The sequence below is a fragment of the Ectopseudomonas oleovorans genome (assembly GCF_003052605.1).
GTDB classification, from domain to species: domain Bacteria; phylum Pseudomonadota; class Gammaproteobacteria; order Pseudomonadales; family Pseudomonadaceae; genus Aquipseudomonas; species Aquipseudomonas oleovorans_A.
In genome coordinates, this window is sequence record NZ_QASO01000062.1 from 1 (window position 1) to 23,417 (window position 23,417).

A 23,417-nucleotide genomic window follows, 5' to 3' on the forward strand; every position below is an offset into this window, starting at 1 on the left:
CCCGCCGTCCTCCCACACCACCGTACGTACGGTTCCGTATACGGCGGTTCCTGCCTACTGACAAACAGCATCAGCGAGCTTGGTTCCGTTGATGTGTCGCCTGCGGTAGCTAAGCGCCCAGACCGGCCCTCGGAGTTTCCGACTCCTACCTCCTGATGGTCTCGACCACCGCTGTTCACGGCGTTTCTGCTTTACGCTCCAACAGAGAGCACACCTGACTATCCACTCATGGCAGGTTCAGCCCTTCATCACTCCGGTTCCGAGCAACTACTACGTAAGCGCTCCATAAACCCACCTACCGCTAACAAGGTTCGCAAGTCAGGATGCAGTTGCTGGCGAGCAGTTCCATGGCAGCAGTGCTTCGTAGTCGTCTACGCTGCTGGCGGTCGGCAGGCGTTCGAGGATGTGGCGCAGCCAGGCGTAAGGTTCCTGGCCGTTGGCCTTGGCGGTTTCGATCAGGCTGTAGATCTGCGCGCTGGCCCTGGCGCCTTTCGGGGTGTCGCTGAACAGCCAGTTCTTGCGGCCGATGACGAACGGGCGGATGGCGTTCTCGGCGCGGTTGTTGTCGATTGGCAGGTGGCCGCCTTCGAGGTAGCGCACCAAGCGGCTCCAGTTGCTGGCCAGGTAGTTCACCGCCTTGCCCAGGGCGGTCTGTCCGGCGACCTGTGGTTGGGTCTTGTCCAGCCAGGTCTTAAGTTGGTCGATGATCGGTCGGCTGCGCTGCTGGCGGGCGGCGAGGCGCCCGCTGTCGTCGGCTTCTTTCAGCTCACGCTCGATGCCGTAAAGCTTATTGATCAGGTTCAGCACGATGTCGGCGCGCCCGGTCTTGCCCTTGGGCTGCACCTTCTGTGCTTCGACGAACTTGCGTCGCGCATGCGCCCAGCAGGCCAGGCGTTCGATGCCCTCTTGTGCGGCCACGGCGTTGTAGCCGGCATAGTCGTCAGTCATCAGGTAGCCGCGGTAGCCTGCGAGCAGGCGCAGCGGTACTTCCTGCGCACGGCTGGATGAGTAGTCGAACAGGATCACCGGTTTGTCGGGTGGCCCACCGCTTTGCACCCACATCCAGGATTGCGTGGTGGGGTCACGACCCGGCTCATGCAGTACCTGCAGCCGGGTTTCGTCGCAGTGCAGCACCGGGTAGTCGAGCAGCCGGTCGCGCATCAGGTTGATCACGGGTTGCAGCTGTTCGCCGCACTGGATTACCCAGCGCGCCAGGGTCTGGCGAGAGATGTCGATGCCGTGCCGGCTGAGCATCCTCTCGAAGCGGTACAGCGGGATGCCGTCGGCGTACTTGGTGGCCAGCAGCATCGCCAGCACGCTGGGGCTGGCCAGGCTTTTCTCGATCAGCTGGGCTGGCTTGTCGGCGGTGACCGGTGCCGCTTCGCAGGCCTTGCAGGCATAGGTCTTGCGGATATGACGGATCACCCGCACCTGCATCGGGATGATCTCCAGCTGCTCGCTGGTTTCTTCGCCGATGGCCTGCTTGCGGCAGCCGCACTCGCAGGTCAGCGCGTGCTCGGGCAGTTCGTGAATGACGTCAATACGCGGTAGCTTGGCCGGCAGCGGCTTGCGCTTGCCACGGCGCTTGAGCGGCGCCATAACCTCTTCTGCCTCAGCTCCATCACCGCCTGGCTCGTCAGTGCAAGCACCCTCTTCGACCAGCTCTTCGGCCTCGTTGAACATGGCCAACTGCGGCGAGTCGGCATCCTCGGGGCTGCGCTCTGACTTCGGCGAGAACAGTTTGTGGCGCAGCAGAGCGACCTGTTCCTGAAGTTGACTGATTTTGTTCAGATCAGATTGACGTGCCAGCAACACTTGCGACAGCAACTGTTTGAGCGCGTCGGGATCGTCAGGAAGGGTATCGGGCACGGCAATCATGGCCGTGGATTATACCGGCTCAGGCCACGTAACGCGGCGTCAGGACTTGATGAGGGCGGTTTCGCCAGAGGTCGATGCCGTCGAGCAGCCAGTTCAATTCGTCGACCGTCAGCTCGATGGGCTCATCGCCGGCATCGGGCTTGGTCTTGAAGCGCTCGGCCTCTAGGCGTTTGAGCCACAGGCAGAAACCATTACGCTCCCAATAGAGGATCTTCACCTGGTTGCGGCTGCGATTGAGGAACACGAACAGTACCGGGTTGAACACTTCCACCTTTATATCCAACTCGACGAGTGCCGCCAGGCCGTTGATGGATTTACGAAAGTCGACAGGCTTGGGATAGAGATAGACCTTCTGCACCTTGGCGTCGGGACGCATCATGGCAGCTGCTCCTGAAAAGAAATCAGGAGCGCAGCATCGTCTGGCTATCGGTTCGTTTGAAGATGGGGTTTATGGAGCGCTTACACTACTACGGCCTCTGCTGACTTCTGTTCGCCCATCCCGTCACCTCTCGGGGCCGGTAGCACATGGCAGGCCAAACAGATCTCCCAGGGTAATTCGCGCGACCTTCCTGCTTATGCCTGTCGGATTTACGTCGTAGCGTTCCGTGCAAGTATCGGGCTTTGGCAATCGTTGCTACCTCACCCCGCTACGCCGCCTCTATCCGCTTCCTGTTCGTCAGGCCAGCATTTTGCCTCGGGCTTCCTTCAGATTCGCAGNCGCCCGCGACACCCTTGCCTCTGGCTAACACTTCCCCTTGCCGGGTGTGTAGAGGACTTTCACCTCCAAGTCGTCCAGTCCACCACCACAGTGAACCGAACAGCGCCAGCCACGGCGCTACGCGCCATGCCTGGCGCACAACGAAAAAGGGCGACTCATCGAGTCGCCCTTTTTCCGATGGCCGGCGTAGGAGCCGCGCCCCGCGGCGAATGCTACGGGGCTGGCGACGCAGAAGTCCGAGGCTTCGCCCCGAGGCGGGGCTCCTACACTTTGCGTCTCGTGCTGGCCCTGCAGGGCGTGCACAGCGTCTTACTGCGCGGCCTGCAGGCTCCACTCGGCCAGCTTCTGCTGCTTGTAGCTGAGCGCCGCTGCCGGCACCGGGGTGACCTTGCCGGTCTCCATCCAGCGCTTGAGGCGGTTGGCGTCGGCCATGTGGGTGTACTTGCCGAACGCACCGAGTACCACGAAGGCCACCGGACGGTTGGCGATGGTGGTGGCCATCACCAGGCAGCGACCGGCGGCATTGGTGAAGCCGGTCTTGCTCAGGTTGATGTTCCAGTCGGGTTTGCGCACCAGGGCGTTGGTGTTGCGAAAACCCAGGGTGTAGTTGGGCTTGCGGAAAGCCACGGTGGCTTCGGAGTCGGTGCTGAACTGGTGGATCAGCGGATACTGGTTGGCGGCCTTGACCATCAGCGCCAGGTCACGCGCCGTGGCGACGTTCAGTTCGGACAGGCCGGTGGGTTCGACGAAGTGGCTGCTGTGCATGCCCAGCGCCTTGGCCTTGGCGTTCATGGCTGCGACGAAGGCGGCGTGGCCACCCGGGTAATGGTGCGCAAGACTGGCGGCAGCGCGGTTCTCCGAGGACATCAGCGCCAGGTGCAGCATTTCGCGGCGCGTGATTTCACTGCCGATGCGCACGCGGGAGAACACACCCTGCATTTCCTGGGTGTCGCGGATGGTGATCGGCAGCATCTCGTCCAGCGGCAGCTTGGCGTCGAGCACCACCATGGCGGTCATCAGCTTGGTGACCGAGGCGACCGGCAGGCGCAGGTCCGGGTTGCTGGAATAGAGCTCCTGGCCGGTCTTCAGATCGATCAGCAAGGCACTACCGGCGGCCAGCTCCTGCTTCGGCTGGGCAGGCGCGGCCTGGAGGTTCGAAACAACAAGGCTGCCGCACAGCAGCAGGCCCAAAATCGAATGACGGAGTTTCACGGTTCACTTCACCGGTTGGAGTGTGGGGGCCGCTGGCAGGCGATGAAAAACGACCGGCTAGAGCGGCGGCGACCAGTATAAGGATCACGCTTGGCTATTGCAGTATGGCCCGATCAAACGCTCGCTGCTGGCGAATCCAGCTCGGCCTGCAACCAGTCGACGAAACGCGCGGTCAGGCGCTGGCGACGCTTGCGCTCGGGTAGTACCAGGTAATAGCCACGCGCCGAATGCGCCTCGGCCTCACCCAGACGACAGAGCAGCCCCTGAGCCAGAAGTTCATCCACCAGATGGCGCCAGCCGATGGCCACGCCCTGCCCGGCAATCGCCGCCTGGATCAGCAGGGTGTAGTTGTCGAAACGCAACGCGCCGGGTGTCGGCAGGCTGGCGATGCCGAGGGCGCGGAACAATCCCTCCCAGTCGAACCAGCGCGAGCGGTGCTCGGGGCGCAGGTGCAGCAGCGGCAGCTCGCTCAGAACCTCCGTCGGTAGCGGTAGCTGGCGCTCGCCGAGCAGACGCGGGCTGCACACCGGAAACACCTCTTCGCCGAACAGCAGGTACGCTTCGCCATGCTTGAAACGACCGTCGCCAAAACGGATCGCCACGTCGATATCGCTGGGTACCGTGGCCGGGTCGCGCTCGCTGGTGATCAGGCTGACGTCCACCTCGGGGTACAGGCGGTTGAAGCGCTGCAGGCGCGGCATCAACCAGTAGGCGGCGAAGGCGAAGTCGGTGGCCACCTGCAGCACTTCATGCTGCTGGCGCGCGGTGACGGCGACGAGCCCGGCATCGAGGCTGGCCAGCCCTTCCTGCACATGGGCCAACAACAGCTCGCCGGCCTCGGTCAGTACGATGCCGCGATAGACGCGATTGAACAGCCGCGTGGCCAGTTGCTGCTCCAGACGCTTGATCTGCTGGCTGATCGCCGGCTGGCTACTACCCAGCTCGTTGGCGGCGGCGGTGAAACTGAGCTGGCGCGCGGCCGACTCGAACACCCGCAGGGCGTCGAGCGACAGCCCATCAATGACTTTAAACATAAGCTCTGCTTATCCGAGGCATGTTTCACAGCCGGGTTTACCCTGCTGCCGTTCTACCGGAATCATGGAGCCAGCACTGTCGCATAAACCAACAATATGGAATACCCGCCACCATGAAGCGCCCGAACATCCTCTTCATCATGGCCGACCAGATGGCCGCGCCGATCCTGCCGCTGCACGATGCCGCCTCGCCAGTGCAGATGCCCAACCTGATGAAACTGGCCGAGCAGGCCGTGGTGTTCGACTCGGCCTACTGCAACAGCCCGCTCTGCGCGCCGTCGCGCTTCACCCTGGTCAGCGGGCGGCTGCCATCGAAGATCGGCGCCTACGACAATGCCGCCGATTTCCCCGCCGATGTGCCGACCTACGCCCATTACCTGCGCCGCCTCGGCTACCGCACTGCGCTATCGGGCAAGATGCACTTCTGCGGGCCGGACCAGCTGCACGGTTACGAGGAGCGCCTGACCAGCGACATCTATCCGGCCGACTACGGCTGGGCGGTGAACTGGGACGAGCCGGACGTGCGCGCCAGTTGGTACCACAACATGTCCTCGGTGCTGCAGGCCGGCCCCTGCGTACGCAGCAACCAGCTGGATTTCGACGAGGAGGTGGTGTTCAAGGCCCGCCAGTACCTCTACGACCACGTGCGCATGAGTCCGGATCAGCCGTTCTGCCTGACCGTGTCGATGACCCACCCGCATGACCCCTACACCATCGGCCGCGAATACTGGGATCGCTACGAGGGCGTGGACATTCCTCTGCCGCGCCAGCACATCGAGCAGAGCGAGCAGGACCCGCACTCGCAGCGCATCCTCAAGATCATCGACCTGTGGGACAAGCCGCTGCCCGAGGACAAGATTCGCGACGCCCGCCGCGCCTATTTCGGCGCTTGCAGCTACATCGACGACAACATCGGCAAGCTGCTGAAGACCCTGGAAGAGTGCGGTCTGGCCGAGGACACCCTGATCGTCTTCTCCGGCGACCACGGCGACATGCTTGGCGAGCGCGGCCTCTGGTACAAGATGCACTGGTTCGAAATGTCCGCCCGCGTGCCGTTGCTGGTGCATGCACCGCAGCGCTTCACCGCGCATCGGGTCAGTCAGTCGGTCTCCACTCTCGATCTGCTGCCAACGCTGGTGGAACTGGCCGGCGGCCAGGTCGAGCAGGGCCTGGAGCTGGAAGGTCACTCGCTACTGCCGCATCTGCAAGGCAAGGGCGGCCATGATGAAGTGCTCGGCGAATACATGGCCGAAGGCACGCTCAGCCCGCTGATGATGATTCGCCGCGGGCCATGGAAGTTCGTCTATTCCGAGCAGGATCCACTGCTGCTGTTCGATCTGGACAGCGACCCGCTCGAACGTCAGAACCTGGCCGAGTCCAGCGAGCATCGCGGCATCCTTGCCGGTTTCATCGCCGAAGCGCGCGAGCGCTGGGACATCCCGGCCATCCACGCCGCCACTCTCGCCAGTCAGCGCCGCCGCCGTCTGGTGGCCGAGGCGCTGAGCCAAGGCAAGCTGACCAGCTGGGATCACCAGCCCTGGGTCGATGCCAGCCAACAGTACATGCGCAACCATATCGATCTCGACGACCTGGAACGCCGCGCCCGTTTTCCCCAGGTATGAACCTTTTCCAACTGCCGCCCCCAAACCAGAAGAAAAAAGGAGAGACGCCATGAACCGATTCAGTGTGCTGTTACTCGCGGCAGCGCTCAGCAGCGCCGGGGACGTATGGGCCGAGGACGCCGCCTGTGCCACGGTCAAGCTGGGTGACCCGGGCTGGAGCGACATCGCCGTGACCAACGGCATCGCCAGCTTCCTGCTCGACGGCCTGGGCTACAAGGCACAAACCCAGACCCTGGCCGTGCCGATCATCTTCGCCGGCCTGCAGAAGGGCCAGGTCGACGTCTTCCTCGGCAACTGGATGCCGGCGCAGCAGAGCAACTACGACAAGTTCGTCGCCAGCGGAGAAGTGGACAAGCTGGCGCAGAACCTCGCAGGCACCGAGTACACCCTGGCGGTCCCGACCTATGCCTATGAGGCCGGGGTGAAGACCTTCGCCGATCTGGACAAGCATGCCGACAAGTTTGGCAAGAAGCTCTACGGCATCGCCTCCGGCTCACCCGCCAACGAGTCGATCAAGCAGATGATCGCCGCCGACGAGTTCGGCCTGGGTGACTGGAAGCTGGTGGAGTCCAGCGAACAGGCGATGCTGGTGCAGGTCGGCCGCGCGGTGAAACGCGATCAGTTCGTGGTATTCCTCGGCTGGACCCCGCACCCGATGAACGTGCAGTACGACATGCAGTATCTGAAAGGCGGCGAGAAATATTTCGGCGACAGCGGCGAGGTCAACACCCTGGCGCGCAAGGGCTACGCCGCGCAGTGCCCCAACGTCGGCAAGCTGCTAAGCAACCTGACTTTCACCCAGGAGATGGAGAACAGCATCATGGATCAGGTGCTGAACAAGCAGGCCAGCAACGACACTGCGATCAAGGCCTGGCTGCAGGCCAACCCGCAGGTGCTCGATGGCTGGCTGCAGGGCGTGACCACCCGCGACGGTGGCGACGGCCTGGCCGCCGTGAAGGCGCGGCTTTGAATTAACCGCGGCAAGTGAGTAGGGTGGAGTCGCCTGCGGCCCACCCTCGACTCAAATCATGCGCCTACCTGACCGACAGACCATACTGCCGTTTCTCCGCTGGTTGCCTGGCATCAGCCACAAGACCCTCGGCAATGACCTGCTGGTGGGCCTGACCGGTGCCATCCTGGCCCTGCCGCAGTCGCTGGCCTACGCGCTGATTGCCGGCCTGCCCGCCGAATACGGCCTGTACGCCGCCATCGTGCCGGTGATCATCGCCTGTCTGTGGGGCTCGTCCTGGCACCTGATCTGCGGGCCGACCGCCGCGATCTCCATCGTCCTGTTCACCAGCGTCAGCCCCATGGCGCGCATCGGCAGCGACGAATTCATCGCCCTGATCCTGCTGCTGACCTTTCTCGCCGGGCTGTTCCAGTGGCTGCTAGGTATGCTGCGCTTCGGCGCCCTGGTGAACTTCGTCTCGCAGTCGGTGGTGCTCGGCTTCACCCTCGGCGCGGCGCTGGTGATCGCCATCGGGCAGATGCCCAATCTGCTCGGCGTCGAGGTCGCCAGCCAACCCACGGCCCTGACCAGCCTGCTGCAGATCGGCCAGCACCTGCCCGAAGCGCACTGGCCGAGTCTGGCCCTGGCGGCCTTCACCCTGCTGCTCAGCGTGGCCGTGCGCAAGCTCTGGCCAAAGGCGCCTGCACTGCTGATCGGCCTCGTCTGCGGCAGTCTGCTGGCGTGGCTGCTACCGGCACGGTTCACCGCTGACATCGCCCTGGTCGCACCATTCGAAGGTGGCCTGCCACCTTTGACCATGCTGAGTTTCGACCTCGACGACGTGCTGCGCCTGCTACCGGCAGCGGTGGCCTGCGGCATGCTCGGGCTGGTCACCAGCCTGTCCATCGCCCGCGCGCTGGCGGTGAAATCGCACCAGTTCCTCGATGCCAACCAGGAAGTACGCGCCCAGGGCTTGTCGAACATGCTCGGGCCGTGGTTTTCCGCGTCGCTGTCGGCCGGCTCCTTCACCCGCTCGGCGCTGAACCTGCAGGCTGGCGCGCGTACGCCGTTGGCCGGAGTGTTCTCGGCGCTGCTGGTGGCGCTGTTCGCGGTGTTCGGCGCAGCGCTGCTGACGCATATCCCGCTGCCGGTGATGGCGGCCGGCATCCTGCTGATTTGCTGGGGCCTGGTGGATCTGCCGGCGATCCGTGCGCTGCGTCGGGTCAGCCGCTCCGAGTTCATGGTGATGCTGCTGACCTTCGCCGCCACCCTGGTGCTGGAGCTGCAGACGGCGATCTACGCCGGCGTGTTGGCCTCGTTGTTCTTCTACCTCAAGCGCACCTCGCAGCCGCGCGTGCGCCTGTGGCAGGACGGCGAAGACGAGGTGCTGCGCATCGAGGGCTCGATCTTCTTCGGCGCCTGCCAGTACATCCAGCAGTTGCTGCAGCGCAGCCGCGGGCAGCGCCTGGTGATCGACGCGCGGCACATCAACTTCATCGACTATGCCGGGGTGGAGATGCTGTACCAGGAGGCGCGCCGCCTGCAGGCGCTGAAGCGCAGCCTGGTGCTGCGTCAGGCGCGGCCGCCAGTGGTGGAGGAAATTCTCAAGCTCGAAGGCGCCGAGCGCTGCCCGGTGTTGTTCGAGGATTGAGCAAGACCGCTCGTCCTAACCATCATTCGTCTGCGAGCGTGCTCAGATCCAGCGGGCGCACCTGACCGAGCCATAGCGGCCAGTCGCGGTGGTCGCGCAGCTCGTTGTCAGTGATCGGGTGCACCAGCACGTTGAGGCCATTGCGGTGTTGCATCAGCCAGGGCACCAGCTCACCGAACAGGTCAGGACGAAAGGCCAGCTGACAGCTCCAATCCGGGTGTGGCCCGACTGGACGCTCGTGCATCCGTCCCATCTTCAGAGGAAAAAGCCGCGCGGCTTCTTCGCACAGCGCACGGGCCTGATCGAGGGTGCTGGCGTCGAAGTAAACATGGGCGTGATAGCCCCTGATCCTCGGCAGCGCTTGTTCGTCCATGCCCGTTCAACCCGCCAGTAGTTGACGGCGCAGCTCAGCCAGCACCGGCGCCGTGTCAGGGCGCACGCCACGCCATAGCTCGAACGCCTCGGCCGCCTGCTCGACCAGCATGCCGAGGCCATCCAGGCAGCGCGCCGCGCCCTGCTCGGCTGCCCAGCGGTTGAAGGCGGTCGCCTCACGGCCGTACATCATGTCGTAGCAGACGGTATGACCGGGCTGGATCAGGCTCGGCGCAATCGGCGGCAGCTCACCACCGAGGCTGGCGGAAGTGCCGTTGACGATCAGGTCCACCGGCGCATCGATCCAGTCGAAGCCAGCGGCCACCAGCGGGCCTAGGTCGGCAAATTCACGCACCAGTTGTTCGGCCTTGGCCACGGTACGGTTGGCGATCACCAGCACCGCCGGCTTCTGCGCCAGGAAGGGTTCGAGCACACCGCGCACGGCACCGCCGGCACCGAGCACGAGGATGCGCTTGCCGGCCAAGCTGAAACCGGCGTTGTCCTGCAGGTCACGGGTCAAGCCAGCACCGTCGGTGTTGTCACCCAGCAGGCGACCGTCGGCCAGTTTCTTCAGGGTATTCACCGCGCCGGCTCGACGGGCGCGCTCGGTGAGTTCGTCGGCCAGGCGAAAGGCCTCTTCCTTGAACGGCACGGTGACGTTGCCGCCCAGGCCGTCGGCAAAAAAGGCGCGGGCGTCGCCGACGAAGTCATCCAGCGGCGCCAGACGCGCATCGTAGGTCAGCGCCTGGCCGGTCTGCTCGGCGAACAGGCGGTGAATCAGCGGTGATTTGCTGTGGCCGATGGGGTTGCCGAAGACGCAGTAGCGGTCCATGGAAGGTCCTGTAACGGTAGAAATCTACGAAACTGACGCCGTCCTGTAGGAGCCCCGCCTCGGGGCGAAGCCTCTGCTTCGCCGCGGTAGCACACGCCGCCGTCATTCGCTGCGGGGCGCAGCTCCTACAAGAGAGAATGGAAGCTAGGCCTGCGCCAGCCAATCACGATCCGCCAGGAAATACTCGGTCAGGCGAGCTTCCTCGCTGCCCGGCTCGGGCTTCCAGTCATAGCCCCAGCGCACATGTGGCGGCAGCGACATGAGGATCGACTCGGTGCGCCCGCCGGACTGCAGGCCGAACAGCGTGCCACGGTCGAACACTAGGTTGAACTCGACGTAGCGGCCACGGCGGAAAGCCTGGAACTCACGCTCGCGCTCGCCGAACGGCATCAGCTTGCGGCGCTGGACAATGGGCAGGTAGGCCTGGATGTAGGCGTCACCGATGGCACGCATGAAGGCGAAGCTGGTGTCGAAGTCCCACTCGTTGAGGTCGTCGAAAAACAGCCCGCCGATGCCGCGCGGCTCACCGCGATGCTTGAGGTGGAAGTAGCGATCGCACCAGGCCTTGAACTTGGGATAGACCTCGGCACCGAATGGCGCACAGGCGTCATGCGCGACCTGGTGCCAGTGTACGCAGTCTTCTTCATTGGCGTAGTAGGGCGTGAGGTCGAAACCGCCGCCGAACCACCACACCGGCTCCTCGCCTTCCTTCTCGGCACTGAAGAAGCGCACGTTGGCGTGCGAGGTCGGCACGTAGGGGTTTTCCGGATGGATCACCAGCGACACGCCGAGGGCCTGGAAGCCACGGCCGGCCAGCTCGGGGCGATGGGCGCTGGCCGACGGCGGCAGGCTGTCGCCGAACACGTGGGAGAAATTCACCCCGCCTTTTTCGATCAGCGCGCCGTTCTCGATCACCCGCGTGCGCCCACCACCACCGGCCGGACGCTGCCAGGCGTCCTCGGCGAACACGGCCTGGCCGTCCTCGGCTTGCAGGGCAGAGCAGATGCGATCTTGCAGGTCGAGCAGGTAGGCCTTCACGGCCTCGGTACGGTCAGTCACGGCGGCACCTTGAACAGAGAGCAGGTCGAAATCGGCGGGCAGCATAGCATTCACCCAGGCACATCCGCAGTTGACGTCGGTCAATCGGGACGATTGGATAGACTCTTTGGCCGCTTGCAGCGGCGCCGATCAGACAAGGACTCCAAGATGGCCAAGCGTATCGAGTTCAGCCAGCACGGCGGCAGCGACGTGCTGCAGTACCGTGACTACCAGCCGGCAGCACCTGGCCCGCGCGAGGTGCGCGTGGCCAACCGGGCCATCGGCCTGAACTTCATCGACACCTACTTCCGCAGCGGCCTCTATCAGCCGCCCGCGCTGCCGTCGAGCCTGGGCACCGAAGGTGCCGGCGTGGTCGAGGCCGTCGGCAGCGAAGTCGAAGGCTTTGCCGTGGGTGATCGCGTTGCCTACGCTACCGGCCCGCTGGGTGCTTATAGCGAGCTGCACGTATTGCCCGCCGACAAGCTGGTGAAACTGCCGGACAGCATCAGCTTCGAACAGGCGGCTGCGGTGATGCTCAAGGGCCTGACCGTGCAGTACCTGCTGCGCCAGACCTACGAACTCAAGGGCGGCGAGACCATCCTGTTCCACGCTGCGGCCGGCGGTGTCGGCTCCTTCGCCTGCCAATGGGCCAAGGCGCTGGGCGTGAAGCTGATCGGCACTGTCAGCTCGGCGCAAAAGGCCGCGCGGGCCAAGGAGCAGGGCGCCTGGGCGACCATCGACTACAGCCATGAAAACGTCGTGCAGCGCGTACTGGAGCTGACCGACGGCGCCAAGTGCCCGGTGGTCTATGACGGCGTCGGCAAGGACACCTGGGAAACCTCGCTGGACTGCGTGGCACCACACGGCCTGCTGGTCAGCTTCGGCAATGCATCCGGCGCGGTGACCGGGGTCAACCTGGGTATCCTGGCGCAGAAGGGCTCGCTGTACGTCACCCGGCCGACCCTGGCGAGCTACGCCAATACGCCGCAGAACCTGCAGGCCATGGCCGACGACCTGTTCGGCATGATCGCCAGCGGCAAGCTGCAGGTGGAAATCAGCAACCGCTACGCACTGAAGGACGCTGCCGCCGCACAGGATGCGCTGAGCTCGCGGCAAACCACCGGCTCGACCATTTTGCTGCCGTAAAAACAGTCGCGGCTAAAGCCCCTCCCACAGCTGCCACAATCGTGGGAGGGGCTTTAGCCGCGAGCATTGGCCAGTCAGGACGGCCGAATCACATCGCCCGTGCGCAGGTCACGAATCAGGCTGGGGTTCTTGCGCCCACCTAGTGCGCCGCCAAGGACCTTGTCCAACTCGCCCGGGAAATATTGCTCGATGCGCAGACGCGAACGCGCTGAAGGGCGCCCCGCCGGGTTGGCCGAGGTGGAGATTAGCGGGCCGGTATAGCGGCACAACGCACGAACCAGCGGATGATCACTGACGCGCAGGGCCACGGTATCGTGCTGGCCTGTGACCCACTCGGGCAGGCGATTCTGATGCGGCACCAGCCAGGTGTTCGGGCCTGGCCAGCTTCCGGCCAGGCGCTCCTGCCAGATCTCTGGCAGATCATCGAGCAGGAAGTCGAACTGTCCGATGTCATCGGCCACCAGAATCAGCCCCTTGTGCATCGGCCGCTCCTTGAGCGCCAGCAGGCGATACACCGCCTCTTCATTCCAGGGATCGCAGCCCAGACCCCAGACCGCCTCGGTCGGATAGGCAACCACGCCCCCTTCACGCACCACTCGCGCCGTTTGCTGTATCTGCCAGTTGCTGGCCATCGACTGTCTCCCGCGAAATCAATGGGCGGCAGTCTATCCAAGCCAATGGTTGCCTGCCACGGGCCTTAACAGCCTGTTAACGATTGCGCGCCAGCCAACGCCCGGCCTCGTTACACACCAGGCCATCGAGCTCCAGCTCGGTCAAAGCTCCCAGCACCTGTGACAACGGCCAACCGCTGGCCTGCACCAGCGCCTCGGTGCTGTGCGGCGCGGCATGCAGCAAAGCCAGCAATGGATGCTCGACGTTAGCCAGCGGCACCGATACAGGTTCGGCGGTTGGAGTCTGCCAGCCACGCAAGGCTTCGAGGATATGCTCGATGCTTTCCACCAGGGTGGCGCCATCGCGAATCAGTTGGTGACAACCACGCGCACCGGGATGGTGGATGGAACCGGGAATCGCATAGACCTCGCGCCCCTGCTCGGCGGCCAGGCGCGCAGTGATCAGCGAGCCACTGGAAGGGCTGGCCTCGACCACCAGTACACCCAGCGACAACCCGCTGATGATCCTGTTGCGCCGCGGGAAATTACTGGCCTGCGGCGGACAGTCCAGCGGCAACTCTGACACCAGCGCGCCACCTTGCTCGATGATCTGCGCCGCCAGCCCCACATGCCGCCGCGGATACAGGCACTGCAAGCCAGTGCCCAGCACGGCCACCGTTTTGCCGCCGCCCTCCAGCGCCCCCTGATGCGCAGCACCATCGATCCCCAACGCCAGACCACTGGTGATGACGAAACCACCGCCCGCCAGGCTACGGGCAAAAGCTCGTGCGTTATCCAGGCCGGGCCGCGAGGCACGCCGACTACCGACCATGGCCAGTTGCGGCGCCTCCAGCACGCGCGGCTCGCCCGCCACGAACAACAGCGGCGGCGCATCCGCCAGCTCGCCGAGCAGAGCCGGATAGGCTGGATCGTCCCACATCACCACATGCTGATCAGGCTCACCCAGCCAGTGCAGGGCAGCCGCCGCTCGCTCGCGGATATCCGTACTGCGCCGGGGCTCGGCGCAGGCAGCCGGCAACCCCAACGCACGCCAGGCGCTGGCTGGCGCACTGAGCGCAGCCGAGGCGCTATCGAAAGCGCTCAGGAGTTTGCGAAAGCGTCGCGGCCCCAGCTCTGGCAATAGATGCAGACGCAAGCGGGCTTCGAGCTCGGCAGGAGAAACGGCGGGGGAAAGCGAGGAGGATGCAGGCATGGCGATTCTTCCCTGAAAAGTTGCACCGCCATCCTGGCGGCCAGAAAGCACGAGCCCCGCAAGTGCGGGGCTCGTCGGGTATTACGGGTTGCGGACCTTGTCCATCACCGCCAGTTGACGGCTGGCCTGCAGTACCAGGCCGTAGCTGAGCTTGTCATAGGTGCGGAACACCATCAGCAGGCCGGAACGCTCGTCCGGGATCTTCACGCTCTCGCCGGTAACGCGGTCACGTACGGTCTCGCCGGTCTTGAACACCGCCAGCACGTTGCCGATTTCCAGGCCATCGCGCAGCCCCTTGTTCAGGGTGACCACGTCGAACTGGCCGATCTGGCTGACGCCGCGCGGCACGTCGAGGATCAGGCCATTGATTTCGCTGCTCGGCTCACTGGGCATGAAGGTGGAGTTGATCGCACGCTCCTCGGTGGGGAACAGGCGATCTCCCAGGCGCACTTCCTGAGTCGAGCGCTTCAGCAGCAGCGTACCGACATCACCTTCTTCGGCGACGATCTCGCCAGAGCCGACGTCATCAGCGTTGATGCCGAGGAATTCCTTGGTTTCCGGATCCACATAGGTCTTGCCCTGACGGAAGATGCCGTAAATCGGATGCTCTTCGTCGAACTGACCACGGGCGTAGACGCGATCGCCAGCGCCGCTGACCACGCGCTCGGCGTTGCCGGCGACGACGTAAGGCTTGCCGTTGAATTCTTCCGGCGTGTCGATGATACGGTTGCTCAGCAGGAAGCTGTTGATCGCCTCCAGCGGGATGGTCGGGATCGCTTCGGCCATTGGCGTGCTGCGCACCTGCGGCGACAGCTTGATGGTACCGCGCGACTCACCGCGGTTGAGCATCAGGCGCGGCTGACCGTCAACGTAGACCAGGTTGAGGGTATCACCGGGATAAATCAGGTGCGGGTTGGCGACCTGTGGATTGGCGTGCCAGATCTCCGGCCATTTCCACGGCTGGCGCAGGAACTTGCCGGAAATGTCCCAGAGGGTATCGCCCTTGACCACTGTGTAGCGGTCCGGGTGACCGTCCTTGAGTTGCACTTCGGCCTGAGCCAAGCTGGTCAGGGCAATTCCGCCGGCTGCAAAGAGCAGGGCGAGTAGTGATTTCCTCATACGGTGAATCCCTTTATTATGTGCCTTCACGTGAAGCGCCCTAGCGCCGCGTGCCAAACCCGCTGATTCCGCGGCGTGAAGCCGTTTTTCAATGCTGTTCATCATCTTAGCAGCGGATTTTGACTTTATTCCACAAGTGCATCACAAACGCATATGGCGATCCTGAATATCCTCGAATTTCCTGATCCACGCCTGCGTACCATCGCCAAACCGGTGGACGTCGTGGACGACTCCATCCGTCAACTGGTCGACGACATGTTCGAGACCATGTATGACGCTCCTGGTATCGGCCTGGCGGCGACGCAGGTCAACGTGCACAAGCGCGTGGTGGTCATGGACCTGTCCGAGGACAAGTCCGAGCCGCGGGTATTCATCAACCCCGAGTTCGAGCCTTTGACCGACGAGATGGACCAGTACCAGGAAGGCTGCCTGTCGGTGCCCGGCTTCTACGAAAACGTCGATCGCCCGCAGAAGGTCAAGATCAAGGCACTGGACCGCGATGGCCAGCCCTATGAGCTGATTGCCGAAGGCCTGCTGGCCGTGTGCATCCAGCACGAGTGCGATCACCTCAACGGCAAGCTGTTTGTGGATTACCTGTCCAACCTCAAGCGCGACCGCATCAAGAAGAAGCTGGAAAAACAGCATCGTCAGCGCGCTTGACGCCCGATTCAGAAGGCTTGCCACGGCAAGCCTTTTTCTTTTAGCGAGCTCTCATGTCTGACTCATTGCGTATCGTCTTTGCCGGCACCCCGGAATTCGCCGCCGAGCACCTCAAGGCCCTGCTGGTCAGCCCGCACCAGATCGTCGCCGTCTACACCCAGCCGGATCGCCCGGCCGGCCGCGGCCAGAAGCTGATGCCGGGCCCGGTCAAGCAGCTCGCCGTCGAGCACGGCATTCCGGTCTATCAGCCGGCCAGCCTGCGCAATGAAGAGGCTCAGGCCGAGCTGGCGGCGCTCAAGCCGGACCTGATGGTAGTAGTCGCCTACGGCCTGATCCTGCCGCAGGCGGTGCTCGACACCCCGCGCCTGGGCTGCATCAACAGTCACGCCTCCTTGCTGCCACGCTGGCGTGGCGCAGCGCCGATCCAGCGCGCGGTGCAGGCCGGCGATGCCGAGAGTGGCGTCACCGTGATGCAAATGGAAGCGGGCCTGGACACCGGCCCGATGCTGCTCAAGGTCAGCACGCCGATCGGTCCCGCCGATACCGGCGGCAGCCTGCACGACCGCCTGGCCGAACTCGGTCCGCCTGCCGTGCTTGCCGCCATCGCCGGCCTGGCGGCCGGTACGCTGAAGGGCGAAGTGCAGGACGATGCCCTGGCCAACTACGCACACAAGCTGAACAAGGAAGAAGCGTTTCTGGACTTCAGCCGCCCGGCCGTGGAATTGGAGCGCTTGGTGCGCGCCTTCCACCCCTGGCCGATCTGCCACACCACGCTGAACGGCGATGCACTCAAGGTGCATACCGCCGAACTGGGCGAGGGCAGTGGTGCCCCCGGCACCATTCTCGCCGCCGACAAGAGCGGCCTGACCGTGGCCTGCGGCGAAGGCGCGCTGCGCCTGACTCGCCTGCAGCTGCCCGGCGGCAAGCCGCTGGCCTTCAGTGATCTGTATAACAGCCGCCGCGAGCAGTTCGCGCCCGGCCTGGTGCTCGGTCAATGAATCCTCGCCTGGCTGCAGCCCGCGCGCTCACCGCCGTATTGTCCGGCAAGGCTTCGCTGGGCAGCAGCCTGCCGCCGCAGCTGGACAAGGTCGAACACCACGACCGCGCCCTGGCGCAGGATCTGGCCTTCGGCGCCGCGCGCTGGCAGCCACGCCTGCAGCTGCTGGCCGACAAGCTGCTGGAAAAACCCTTCAAGGCAGCTGACAAGGACGTGGAAGCGCTGCTGCTGATCGGCCTCTATCAGTTGCTGCACAGCCGCATCCCCGAGCATGCCGCCATCGGCGAGACGGTCGGCTGCGCCGGCGCGCTAAAAAAGCCTTGGGCCAAAGGCCTGCTCAACGCCGTGCTGCGCCGCGCTCAACGCGAGCATGAAGCGATTTTCGCCGAACTGGATCGCGATCCGGTGCTGCACAGCGCCCACCCGCGCTGGCTGCAGAAAGCGCTCAAGGCGCATTGGCCGGAGCACTGGCAGGCCATCTGCGCCGCCAATAACGCGCATCCGCCGCTGATCCTGCGCGTCAATCGCCGCCACGGCAGCCGCGACGCCTATCTCGAAGAGCTGCGCAGTGCAGGCCTTGCTGCCGAACCCTGCACCTTCAGTCGCGACGGCGTGCGCCTGCTGCAACCCTGCGACGTGACCACCCTGCCCGGCTTCAAGGATGGCCGCGTCAGCGTCCAGGACGAAGCCGCGCAACTGGCCGCCGACCTGCTCGAGCTGGCGCCTGGCCAACGTGTGCTGGACGCCTGCGCCGCGCCGGGCGGCAAGACTTGCCACCTGCTGGAAGTCGAGCCGGGCCTGGGCGAAGTGGTCGCCGTGGATCTGGAAGCCAAGCGCCTGGCGCGCGTACGCGAGAATCTCGACCGCCTGCATCTGGAAGCCACGCTGATCGCCGCCGACGGCCGCGATACCGGCGCCTGGTGGGACGGCCAGCCATTCCAGCGCATCCTGCTCGATGCGCCCTGTTCGGCCACCGGGGTGATCCGCCGTCACCCGGATATCAAGCTGACCCGCAAGCCCGAGGACATCCCGGCCCTGGCCCAGTTGCAAGGCGAGTTGCTCGATGCGCTGTGGCCGACCCTGGCGCCTGGCGGCATCCTGCTGTATGCCACCTGTTCGGTGCTGCCGACGGAAAACAGCGAGACCATCGCCGCCTTCCTCGCCCGCACCGCCGACGCGCAGGAAGTCACCATCGCTGGCGAGTTCGGCCTGCAGCCAGCCCACGGTCGCCAGTTGCTGCCACAGCTGGACGGCCACGACGGCTTCTACTATGCCAAGCTGTTCAAAAGGCCACAGGTACTCTGAAATAGTCGTCATTACTCGCTGCGCTCGCCCTATTCGGGCCACACTAAAGTGCGTTCAGCGCAAGCGCTGTCCCGCGAAGGCGGGAACCCAGAAAACCGAAGCACCTGGGCTCCCGCCTTCGCGGGAGTGACGGTTGCCAATATTTCCAACGGAGCGTATCGGTGAAAATCATCATTCTCGGCGCCGGCCAAGTGGGCGGCACCCTGGCCGAACACCTCGCCAGTGAGGCCAACGACATCACCGTGGTCGACACCGATGGCGACCGCCTGCGCGACCTCGGCGACCGCCTGGACATCCGCACCGTGCAGGGCAAGGGCTCCTTCCCCACCGTACTGCGCCAGGCTGGCGCCGATGATGCCGACATGCTGGTGGCGGTGACCAACAGCGACGAAGTCAACATGATGGCCTGTCAGGTGGCCTACACCCTGTTCCACACGCCGACCAAGATCGCCCGCGTACGCGAGGCGGCCTACCTGACCCGCGAGGCGCTGTTCGACAACGAAGCGATTCCGGTCGATGTGCTGATCAGCCCCGAGCAGGTGGTGACCAACTACATCAAGCGCCTGATCGAATACCCCGGCGCCCTGCAGGTGATCGACTTCGCCGAAGGCAAGGCGCAGCTGGTGGCGGTCAAGGCCTACTACGGCGGCCCGCTGGTGGGCCAGCAACTGCGCCAGCTGCGCCAGCACATGCCCAACGTCGACACCCGCGTCGCGGCGATCTTCCGCCGCAACCGGCCGATCATGCCCAAGGGCGATACCGTGATCGAGGCCGATGACGAAGTGTTCTTCATCGCCGCCAAGGCGCACATCCGTGCAGTGATGAGCGAAATGCGCCGTCTCGAGGACAGCTACAAGCGCGTGGTGATCGCCGGTGGCGGCAACATCGGCGAGCGCCTGGCCGAAGCCATCGAAAGCCGCTACCAGGTGAAGATCATCGAGATGAACCCGGCGCGCTGCCGCTACCTGTCGGAGAACCTCGACAGCACCATCGTGCTGCAGGGCAGTGCCTCGGATCGCGACCTGCTGGTGGAAGAGAACATCAACGATGCCGACATCTTCCTCGCCCTGACCAACGACGACGAGGCCAACATCATGTCCTCGCTGCTGGCCAAGCGCCTGGGTGCGCGCAAGGTGATGACCATCATCAACAACCCGGCCTATGTCGACCTGGTGCAGGGCGGCGAGATCGACATCGCCATCAGCCCGCAGTTGGCCACCATCGGTACCCTGCTGACCCACGTGCGCCGTGGCGATATCGAAAGCGTGCACAGCCTGCGCCGTGGCGCCGCCGAGGCGCTGGAAGTGATCGCCCATGGCGATGCCAAATCGAGCAAAGTGATCGGCCGTGCCATCGAAGACATCGCCCTGCCACCGAGCACCACCATCGGCGCCATCATCCGCGACGAACAGGTACTGATCGCCCACGATGACACAGTGATCGAGTCCGGTGACCACGTGATCCTGTTCCTGGTCGACAAGAAGTACATCCGCGACGTCGAGCGTCTGTTCCAGGCGGGTCTGACGTTCTTCTGAATAAAACCGTAGCCCAATCCGGGGCAGGGCACAGAACATTCCCGGATTGCATTGGGCTACGGATGTTCTCAGGCCGATACGGTGCGCTGCGGCAAGCGCCTCACGATGGCGCTGAGCAGCATGCCGTACAACGGTACGAACAGCGCCAGGCTGACCGCCAGCTTGATCACGTAGTCGACCACGGCGATCTCCACCCAGTTGGCCGCCATGAACGGGTCACTGCTCTGCCAGAAGGCGATGGAGAAGAACGCCAGGGTGTCCATGGCCTGACCGAATACGCTGGAAGCAGCCGGGGCGATCCACCAGTGCTTGAGCTGGCGCAGGCGATCGAACACCTGGATGTCGAGCAGCTGCCCGAGCACGTAGGCGAGGAAGCTGGCCAGGGCGATACGGAAGACGAACAGGTTGAAGTCGCCCAGCGCCATCAGGCCGCCAAAAGCACCTTCGTGGAACAGCACCGAGACCACGTAAGAGGCCACCAACGCCGGCACCATCACCCGTGCAATGACCACACGCGCGGCATGCTTGCCGATCAGGCGCACGGTGAGGTCAGTGGCCAGGAAGATGAACGGAAAGCTGAACGCACCCCAGGTGGTATGCCAGCCGAACAGGGTGATCGGCAGCTGCACCAGGTAGTTGCTGGCGATGATGATGAGGATATGGAAGGCGATCAGGCCGGCCAGCACGGGCCGACTGACCGACGCAGGAATCAGGGTCATGTCGATGTCCTTTTTCATGGAGTGGGGTGAGGGAACCCACTGCCGCAGCCGGCATGACCGCGAGCTGCGCGAATTCTAGCGCGTTGTTGACCCGCGGGATAGGTTTTCCCACGAGCGGCCAGGCCGCTCGGATAAAAGGTCGTGCCAAGCGTGTGGTGACGGTTGCCTGATCAGGCCTCCGGGACCACCCGCTTGGCCAACAGGAAATGCCGCTGCCAGTACGAATTGTTGAGGCGGTCGATGCGCACCTTGGTGCCGCGCCGTGGCGCGTGGACGAAGCGGCCCTCACCGATGTAGATGGCCACGTGATCCACCGAGCGACCTTCGAAGCGCACCACCACGACGCGAAAGTGCGCCAGGTATTCAGGGCTGAAACGGCCGAGGGAAAAGCCTTTCTCGCGTACGTTCTTGCCCTGCAACCAGGCATCGGAGATCGCCTGCAGCTCCGCCATCGGCACCTGGCCGGGAGCATGGAACTCCAGGCTCAGGCCATCGCGTTGACCGCGATTCCAGGTATAGCGCAGCGCCTTCATCTCCTTGCCGTTGCTGGCCAGGTCGAAGGTCTTTAGATCCACCAGTGCTTCCTCGCCGAGTTTCAGCGCGGTCAGGCCGATATCGATGTAACCGGACAGATTCTCCGCGCGCCCCTGATAGAACACCGGCCGCGCATGGTAGCGGTCGCAGAGGTCGCGGAACTGCCAGATCAGCTCGGCACGCGCCGCCGCCGGGCCGATAGGGTCGAACATCGCCACCAGGCTGCGCCTACGTCGGGCGTAGATCAGGAAGGGTTCGCCATCGGGGTGGAACAGCAGCGCCTTGCCACCACTCAGCGCCAGGCCACCCTCAGGCTGGCGTGAGGCCAGGACGATGGCGCGAGCGCGCAGCAGTGCTTCCTCGTCCGGCAGTCTTATGCTCGGTGGTGTGGCGCGCAACAGCCAGGTCAGGCCGACGGCCAGGAGCACCAGGCCGTTGCCCAGCGCCGCACGCAGGCCGCGCGTGCATTGGCATCCAGCTCGAACTGCCACCACAGCTGATGGCTGTAGGCGACATCCTGATAGGCAAACAGCAGCAGCCACACCGAGGCAGCGATGACCCCGGCCGTGGCCGCCAGTACCAGGCCGGAGGCCGGTACGTCCATCAACCGGCTGCGCCGGTAGAACTCGCGGCGAAACAGCGCCAGCAAGCCAGCGATGGCCGCCAGGGCCTCCGGCCAGTCGAAATCCTTGAGCAAGGACAGCACCAGGGTCAGTGCCCAGGCCGCCGACAGGCGCCGGCGCAGCCCTTGCGCCAGCAGCAGGAGCCCGGCCGCCACCAGCGGTAGCACCACATAGAACAGGCGATAGAGCAGCATCGCCGCGACCAGACCGGCCGGGTCGATGCGCGAGGAAAAGGCCGCCAGCAGCACTGCCTCGAACACCCCGACGCCACCTCGGAGTGAGGCCTAGATCAGAGTGTAGATGTAACAAAATGTTCCATTGAGCCGAAACGCTCGTTGCGAATGTCCGAACTGGCTGGCGCCGTTCAGGCCTCGCCGAGAAACCTCAGGCCGGCCCCTTCCGGATCCACGCGCATCACTTCCATCTTCAATACCGGGGCGGGGAAAGGCAGATCCTGTACCTGGCCGATCACTTCGGTGCCGACCGACAAGCTGGCCATGTCCGGGTGCTTCACGTAGACACCGCTATCGGACAGATCACGAGTCTGCGCCAGCAACTCGCCGAAGCTGGGGTGGCTGATCTTGATCCGACATTTCATCGGGGTACGCACCTGCTGGCGCTGGTTCGGCATGGAGGCTCCGGGGGTAGGCGGACGATGCAGCCTTTAATAACGCAAAATCGAAGCAATTCCCAACGCTCGACAGAAAAAAGGCGCCATGGAGGCGCCTTCATTCATCATCATGCTCAGTGGCAGTACGTCAGTACCACTTGGCCTCACCCTCGGGCCGCTTCTTGAAGCGCTTCATGCTCCACATGTACTGGCTCGGGTAGTTGCGCACGTAGCGCGACACCACCTCGCTCATCGCCGCCACGCCTTCTTCGACGTTCTCGCTGTACATGCCTTCGGGTGCCGCCTCGAGGATGACCTTGTAGCCGCTGCCATCCGGCAGACGCAGCGCATGCAGGAACACACCGACCGCCTTGCCACCGGTGAGCATGCCCGGCACGAACTTGCTGGTCAGCGCGGTGGTACCGAGGAAGGGCACGAACACGCCCGATGAACGGCTCGGCTCCGGGTCGGCCGGAATGCCCACGGCGCCGCCACGGCGTACTTCCTTGATGACACTGAGGATGCCTTCCTTGGTCGACGGCGCGACGCGGTTGCCCATCTGCACGCGCTGCTGCTGCAGCAGCTCGTCGACCGCCTTGAGCTTCGGCGGGCGGTAGAAAATGATCGGCTTGCACTGGTTGCAGTAGAAGTGGTTGAGCACTTCCCAGTTGCCCAGATGGCTGGTGATGCCGACCACGCCCTTGCCGGAGGCCAGAGCCTGCTGCAGCACCTCCAGGCCTTCCACTTCGCGCACCAGCTTGAGCGATTTCTGCGCCGGCCAGATCCAGGCGCAGGCACTTTCGGTCAGGGTCTTGCCGATGTCCTTGAGGCTCTGCCCGACCAGGTGCTCGCGCTCGGCCTCGCTTAGTTCGGGGAAGCACTTGCTCAGGTTGATGCGCACGACATCGCGCGAGCTGTTCGGCAGTTTCCACATCAGCCAACCGATGGCATTGCCCACGGCCTGCACCGCACGCCAGGGCAGCAGTGCGAACAGGCGCAGGAAACCCACCACCAGAGCGCCCTTGAGTTTTTCCACGAC

22 protein-coding genes and 1 pseudogene are annotated in these 23,417 nt (G+C 64.3%); 8 read left to right on the plus strand and 15 right to left on the minus strand.

Annotation, left to right across the window (positions count from 1 at the left end):
* Positions 1 to 318: 318 nt before the first annotated feature.
* The 4 genes from tnpC to DBO86_RS10385 form a co-directional block, all read right to left on the minus strand.
* Entirely contained in the window at positions 319 to 1,878 is a 1,560-nt protein-coding gene (tnpC, locus tag DBO86_RS10370; protein WP_128576465.1) for an IS66 family transposase, read from the minus strand.
* Positions 1,879 to 1,897: 19 nt separating this feature from the next.
* Positions 1,898 to 2,257 (minus strand): IS66 family insertion sequence element accessory protein TnpB, encoded by a 360-nt coding sequence (tnpB, locus tag DBO86_RS10375; protein WP_003292067.1) that lies wholly within the window; start codon positions 2,255 to 2,257, stop codon positions 1,898 to 1,900.
* Positions 2,258 to 2,905: 648 nt separating this feature from the next.
* Positions 2,906 to 3,808: a D-alanyl-D-alanine endopeptidase gene (pbpG, locus tag DBO86_RS10380; RefSeq protein WP_017676325.1), complete on the minus strand. Its 903-nt coding sequence runs from the start codon at positions 3,806 to 3,808 to the stop codon at positions 2,906 to 2,908.
* A gap of 113 nt (positions 3,809 to 3,921) precedes the next feature.
* Complete coding sequence (locus DBO86_RS10385; RefSeq protein WP_108233611.1) at positions 3,922 to 4,842, minus strand: choline sulfate utilization transcriptional regulator; 921 nt, start codon at positions 4,840 to 4,842, stop codon at positions 3,922 to 3,924.
* A 113-nt stretch (positions 4,843 to 4,955) separates the two neighbouring features.
* On the opposite strand from DBO86_RS10385, the gene betC reads away from it, so the two are divergent.
* The 3 genes from betC to DBO86_RS10400 are packed head-to-tail and all read left to right on the plus strand — an operon-like array spanning position 4,956 to position 9,064.
* A complete protein-coding gene (betC, locus tag DBO86_RS10390) occupies positions 4,956 to 6,464 on the plus strand; it encodes a choline-sulfatase (protein WP_104729526.1) in 1,509 nt (502 codons plus the stop codon).
* A gap of 49 nt (positions 6,465 to 6,513) precedes the next feature.
* Positions 6,514 to 7,434: a choline ABC transporter substrate-binding protein gene (gene choX, locus DBO86_RS10395; RefSeq protein WP_108233612.1), complete on the plus strand. Its 921-nt coding sequence runs from the start codon at positions 6,514 to 6,516 to the stop codon at positions 7,432 to 7,434.
* A 58-nt stretch (positions 7,435 to 7,492) separates the two neighbouring features.
* Complete coding sequence (locus DBO86_RS10400; RefSeq protein WP_108233613.1) at positions 7,493 to 9,064, plus strand: SulP family inorganic anion transporter; 1,572 nt, start codon at positions 7,493 to 7,495, stop codon at positions 9,062 to 9,064.
* A gap of 22 nt (positions 9,065 to 9,086) precedes the next feature.
* On the opposite strand, the gene DBO86_RS10405 is transcribed toward DBO86_RS10400, so the two are convergent.
* The 3 genes from DBO86_RS10405 to hemF form a co-directional block, all read right to left on the minus strand.
* Positions 9,087 to 9,437 (minus strand): DOPA 4,5-dioxygenase family protein, encoded by a 351-nt coding sequence (locus DBO86_RS10405; protein ID WP_004422875.1) that lies wholly within the window; start codon positions 9,435 to 9,437, stop codon positions 9,087 to 9,089.
* Between the two features lie 6 nt (positions 9,438 to 9,443).
* Positions 9,444 to 10,268, minus strand: coding sequence for a shikimate dehydrogenase (gene aroE / locus DBO86_RS10410; RefSeq protein WP_084341835.1), 825 nt, complete (start codon positions 10,266 to 10,268; stop codon positions 9,444 to 9,446).
* A gap of 144 nt (positions 10,269 to 10,412) precedes the next feature.
* Positions 10,413 to 11,327, minus strand: a complete 915-nt coding sequence (gene hemF / locus DBO86_RS10415) for an oxygen-dependent coproporphyrinogen oxidase (RefSeq protein WP_108233643.1) — start codon at positions 11,325 to 11,327, stop codon at positions 10,413 to 10,415.
* A 147-nt stretch (positions 11,328 to 11,474) separates the two neighbouring features.
* Here hemF and DBO86_RS10420 point away from each other — a divergent pair, with 147 nt between their 5' ends.
* Positions 11,475 to 12,452, plus strand: coding sequence for an NADPH:quinone reductase (locus DBO86_RS10420; RefSeq protein WP_108233614.1), 978 nt, complete (start codon positions 11,475 to 11,477; stop codon positions 12,450 to 12,452).
* 74 nt (positions 12,453 to 12,526) lie between these two features.
* On the opposite strand, the gene tsaC is transcribed toward DBO86_RS10420, so the two are convergent.
* The 3 genes from tsaC to DBO86_RS10435 all read right to left on the minus strand — a co-directional run bounded on the left by tsaC (position 12,527) and on the right by DBO86_RS10435 (position 15,395).
* A complete protein-coding gene (gene tsaC / locus DBO86_RS10425) occupies positions 12,527 to 13,084 on the minus strand; it encodes an L-threonylcarbamoyladenylate synthase type 1 TsaC (protein ID WP_075744681.1) in 558 nt (185 codons plus the stop codon).
* A 76-nt stretch (positions 13,085 to 13,160) separates the two neighbouring features.
* A complete protein-coding gene (dprA, locus tag DBO86_RS10430) occupies positions 13,161 to 14,276 on the minus strand; it encodes a DNA-processing protein DprA (RefSeq protein ID WP_108233615.1) in 1,116 nt (371 codons plus the stop codon).
* Between the two features lie 81 nt (positions 14,277 to 14,357).
* Complete coding sequence (locus DBO86_RS10435; protein ID WP_108233616.1) at positions 14,358 to 15,395, minus strand: LysM peptidoglycan-binding domain-containing protein; 1,038 nt, start codon at positions 15,393 to 15,395, stop codon at positions 14,358 to 14,360.
* Positions 15,396 to 15,548: 153 nt separating this feature from the next.
* Here DBO86_RS10435 and def point away from each other — a divergent pair, with 153 nt between their 5' ends.
* From def to trkA, 4 genes are all read left to right on the plus strand, one after another.
* The gene (gene def / locus DBO86_RS10440) at positions 15,549 to 16,055 is read left to right on the plus strand and encodes a peptide deformylase (RefSeq protein ID WP_004422862.1); all 507 of its coding nucleotides are present in this window, start codon (positions 15,549 to 15,551) and stop codon (positions 16,053 to 16,055) included.
* 53 nt (positions 16,056 to 16,108) lie between these two features.
* Positions 16,109 to 17,053: a methionyl-tRNA formyltransferase gene (fmt, locus tag DBO86_RS10445; protein ID WP_108233617.1), complete on the plus strand. Its 945-nt coding sequence runs from the start codon at positions 16,109 to 16,111 to the stop codon at positions 17,051 to 17,053.
* A complete protein-coding gene (gene rsmB, locus DBO86_RS10450; protein WP_108233618.1) occupies positions 17,050 to 18,357 on the plus strand; it encodes a 16S rRNA (cytosine(967)-C(5))-methyltransferase RsmB in 1,308 nt (435 codons plus the stop codon). Before fmt ends, rsmB begins: the two co-directional genes overlap by 4 nt.
* 161 nt (positions 18,358 to 18,518) lie before the next feature.
* A complete protein-coding gene (gene trkA, locus DBO86_RS10455) occupies positions 18,519 to 19,892 on the plus strand; it encodes a Trk system potassium transporter TrkA (protein WP_017676312.1) in 1,374 nt (457 codons plus the stop codon).
* A 68-nt stretch (positions 19,893 to 19,960) separates the two neighbouring features.
* On the opposite strand, the gene DBO86_RS10460 is transcribed toward trkA, so the two are convergent.
* From DBO86_RS10460 to DBO86_RS10475, 5 genes and pseudogenes are all read right to left on the minus strand, one after another.
* Entirely contained in the window at positions 19,961 to 20,611 is a 651-nt protein-coding gene (locus DBO86_RS10460) for a 7-cyano-7-deazaguanine/7-aminomethyl-7-deazaguanine transporter (RefSeq protein ID WP_039964106.1), read from the minus strand.
* Between the two features lie 170 nt (positions 20,612 to 20,781).
* On the minus strand, positions 20,782 to 20,949 hold the full coding sequence (locus DBO86_RS26225) for a C40 family peptidase (RefSeq protein WP_244185536.1): 168 nt from the start codon (positions 20,947 to 20,949) through the stop codon (positions 20,782 to 20,784).
* Positions 20,923 to 22,040, minus strand: a pseudogene (locus DBO86_RS26230) (phosphatidylglycerol lysyltransferase domain-containing protein); the annotation flags it as partial. The pseudogene DBO86_RS26230 and the gene DBO86_RS26225, both read right to left, overlap by 27 nt.
* 92 nt (positions 22,041 to 22,132) lie before the next feature.
* Positions 22,133 to 22,399, minus strand: a complete 267-nt coding sequence (locus DBO86_RS10470) for a PilZ domain-containing protein (protein ID WP_003458486.1) — start codon at positions 22,397 to 22,399, stop codon at positions 22,133 to 22,135.
* Between the two features lie 127 nt (positions 22,400 to 22,526).
* The gene (locus tag DBO86_RS10475; RefSeq protein ID WP_108233619.1) at positions 22,527 to 23,414 is read right to left on the minus strand and encodes a lysophospholipid acyltransferase; all 888 of its coding nucleotides are present in this window, start codon (positions 23,412 to 23,414) and stop codon (positions 22,527 to 22,529) included.
* Positions 23,415 to 23,417 lie beyond the last annotated feature (3 nt).

What these genes read in the sequence shown, in the direction of transcription:
- tnpC (WP_128576465.1), bottom strand. Translation starts at nt 1,878, where the DNA reads ATGATTGCCGTGCCCGATACCCTTCCTGACGATCCCGACGCGCTCAAA.
- tnpB (WP_003292067.1), bottom strand. Translation starts at nt 2,257, where the DNA reads ATGATGCGTCCCGACGCCAAGGTGCAGAAGGTCTATCTCTATCCCAAG.
- DBO86_RS10385 (WP_108233611.1), bottom strand. Translation starts at nt 4,842, where the DNA reads ATGTTTAAAGTCATTGATGGGCTGTCGCTCGACGCCCTGCGGGTGTTC.
- betC (WP_104729526.1), top strand. Translation starts at nt 4,956, where the DNA reads ATGAAGCGCCCGAACATCCTCTTCATCATGGCCGACCAGATGGCCGCG.
- choX (WP_108233612.1), top strand. Translation starts at nt 6,514, where the DNA reads ATGAACCGATTCAGTGTGCTGTTACTCGCGGCAGCGCTCAGCAGCGCC.
- DBO86_RS10400 (WP_108233613.1), top strand. Translation starts at nt 7,493, where the DNA reads ATGCGCCTACCTGACCGACAGACCATACTGCCGTTTCTCCGCTGGTTG.
- DBO86_RS10405 (WP_004422875.1), bottom strand. Translation starts at nt 9,437, where the DNA reads ATGGACGAACAAGCGCTGCCGAGGATCAGGGGCTATCACGCCCATGTT.
- aroE (WP_084341835.1), bottom strand. Translation starts at nt 10,268, where the DNA reads ATGGACCGCTACTGCGTCTTCGGCAACCCCATCGGCCACAGCAAATCA.
- DBO86_RS10420 (WP_108233614.1), top strand. Translation starts at nt 11,475, where the DNA reads ATGGCCAAGCGTATCGAGTTCAGCCAGCACGGCGGCAGCGACGTGCTG.
- tsaC (WP_075744681.1), bottom strand. Translation starts at nt 13,084, where the DNA reads ATGGCCAGCAACTGGCAGATACAGCAAACGGCGCGAGTGGTGCGTGAA.
- dprA (WP_108233615.1), bottom strand. Translation starts at nt 14,276, where the DNA reads ATGCCTGCATCCTCCTCGCTTTCCCCCGCCGTTTCTCCTGCCGAGCTC.
- DBO86_RS10435 (WP_108233616.1), bottom strand. Translation starts at nt 15,395, where the DNA reads ATGAGGAAATCACTACTCGCCCTGCTCTTTGCAGCCGGCGGAATTGCC.
- def (WP_004422862.1), top strand. Translation starts at nt 15,549, where the DNA reads ATGGCGATCCTGAATATCCTCGAATTTCCTGATCCACGCCTGCGTACC.
- fmt (WP_108233617.1), top strand. Translation starts at nt 16,109, where the DNA reads ATGTCTGACTCATTGCGTATCGTCTTTGCCGGCACCCCGGAATTCGCC.
- rsmB (WP_108233618.1), top strand. Translation starts at nt 17,050, where the DNA reads ATGAATCCTCGCCTGGCTGCAGCCCGCGCGCTCACCGCCGTATTGTCC.
- DBO86_RS10460 (WP_039964106.1), bottom strand. Translation starts at nt 20,611, where the DNA reads ATGACCCTGATTCCTGCGTCGGTCAGTCGGCCCGTGCTGGCCGGCCTG.
- DBO86_RS10470 (WP_003458486.1), bottom strand. Translation starts at nt 22,399, where the DNA reads ATGCCGAACCAGCGCCAGCAGGTGCGTACCCCGATGAAATGTCGGATC.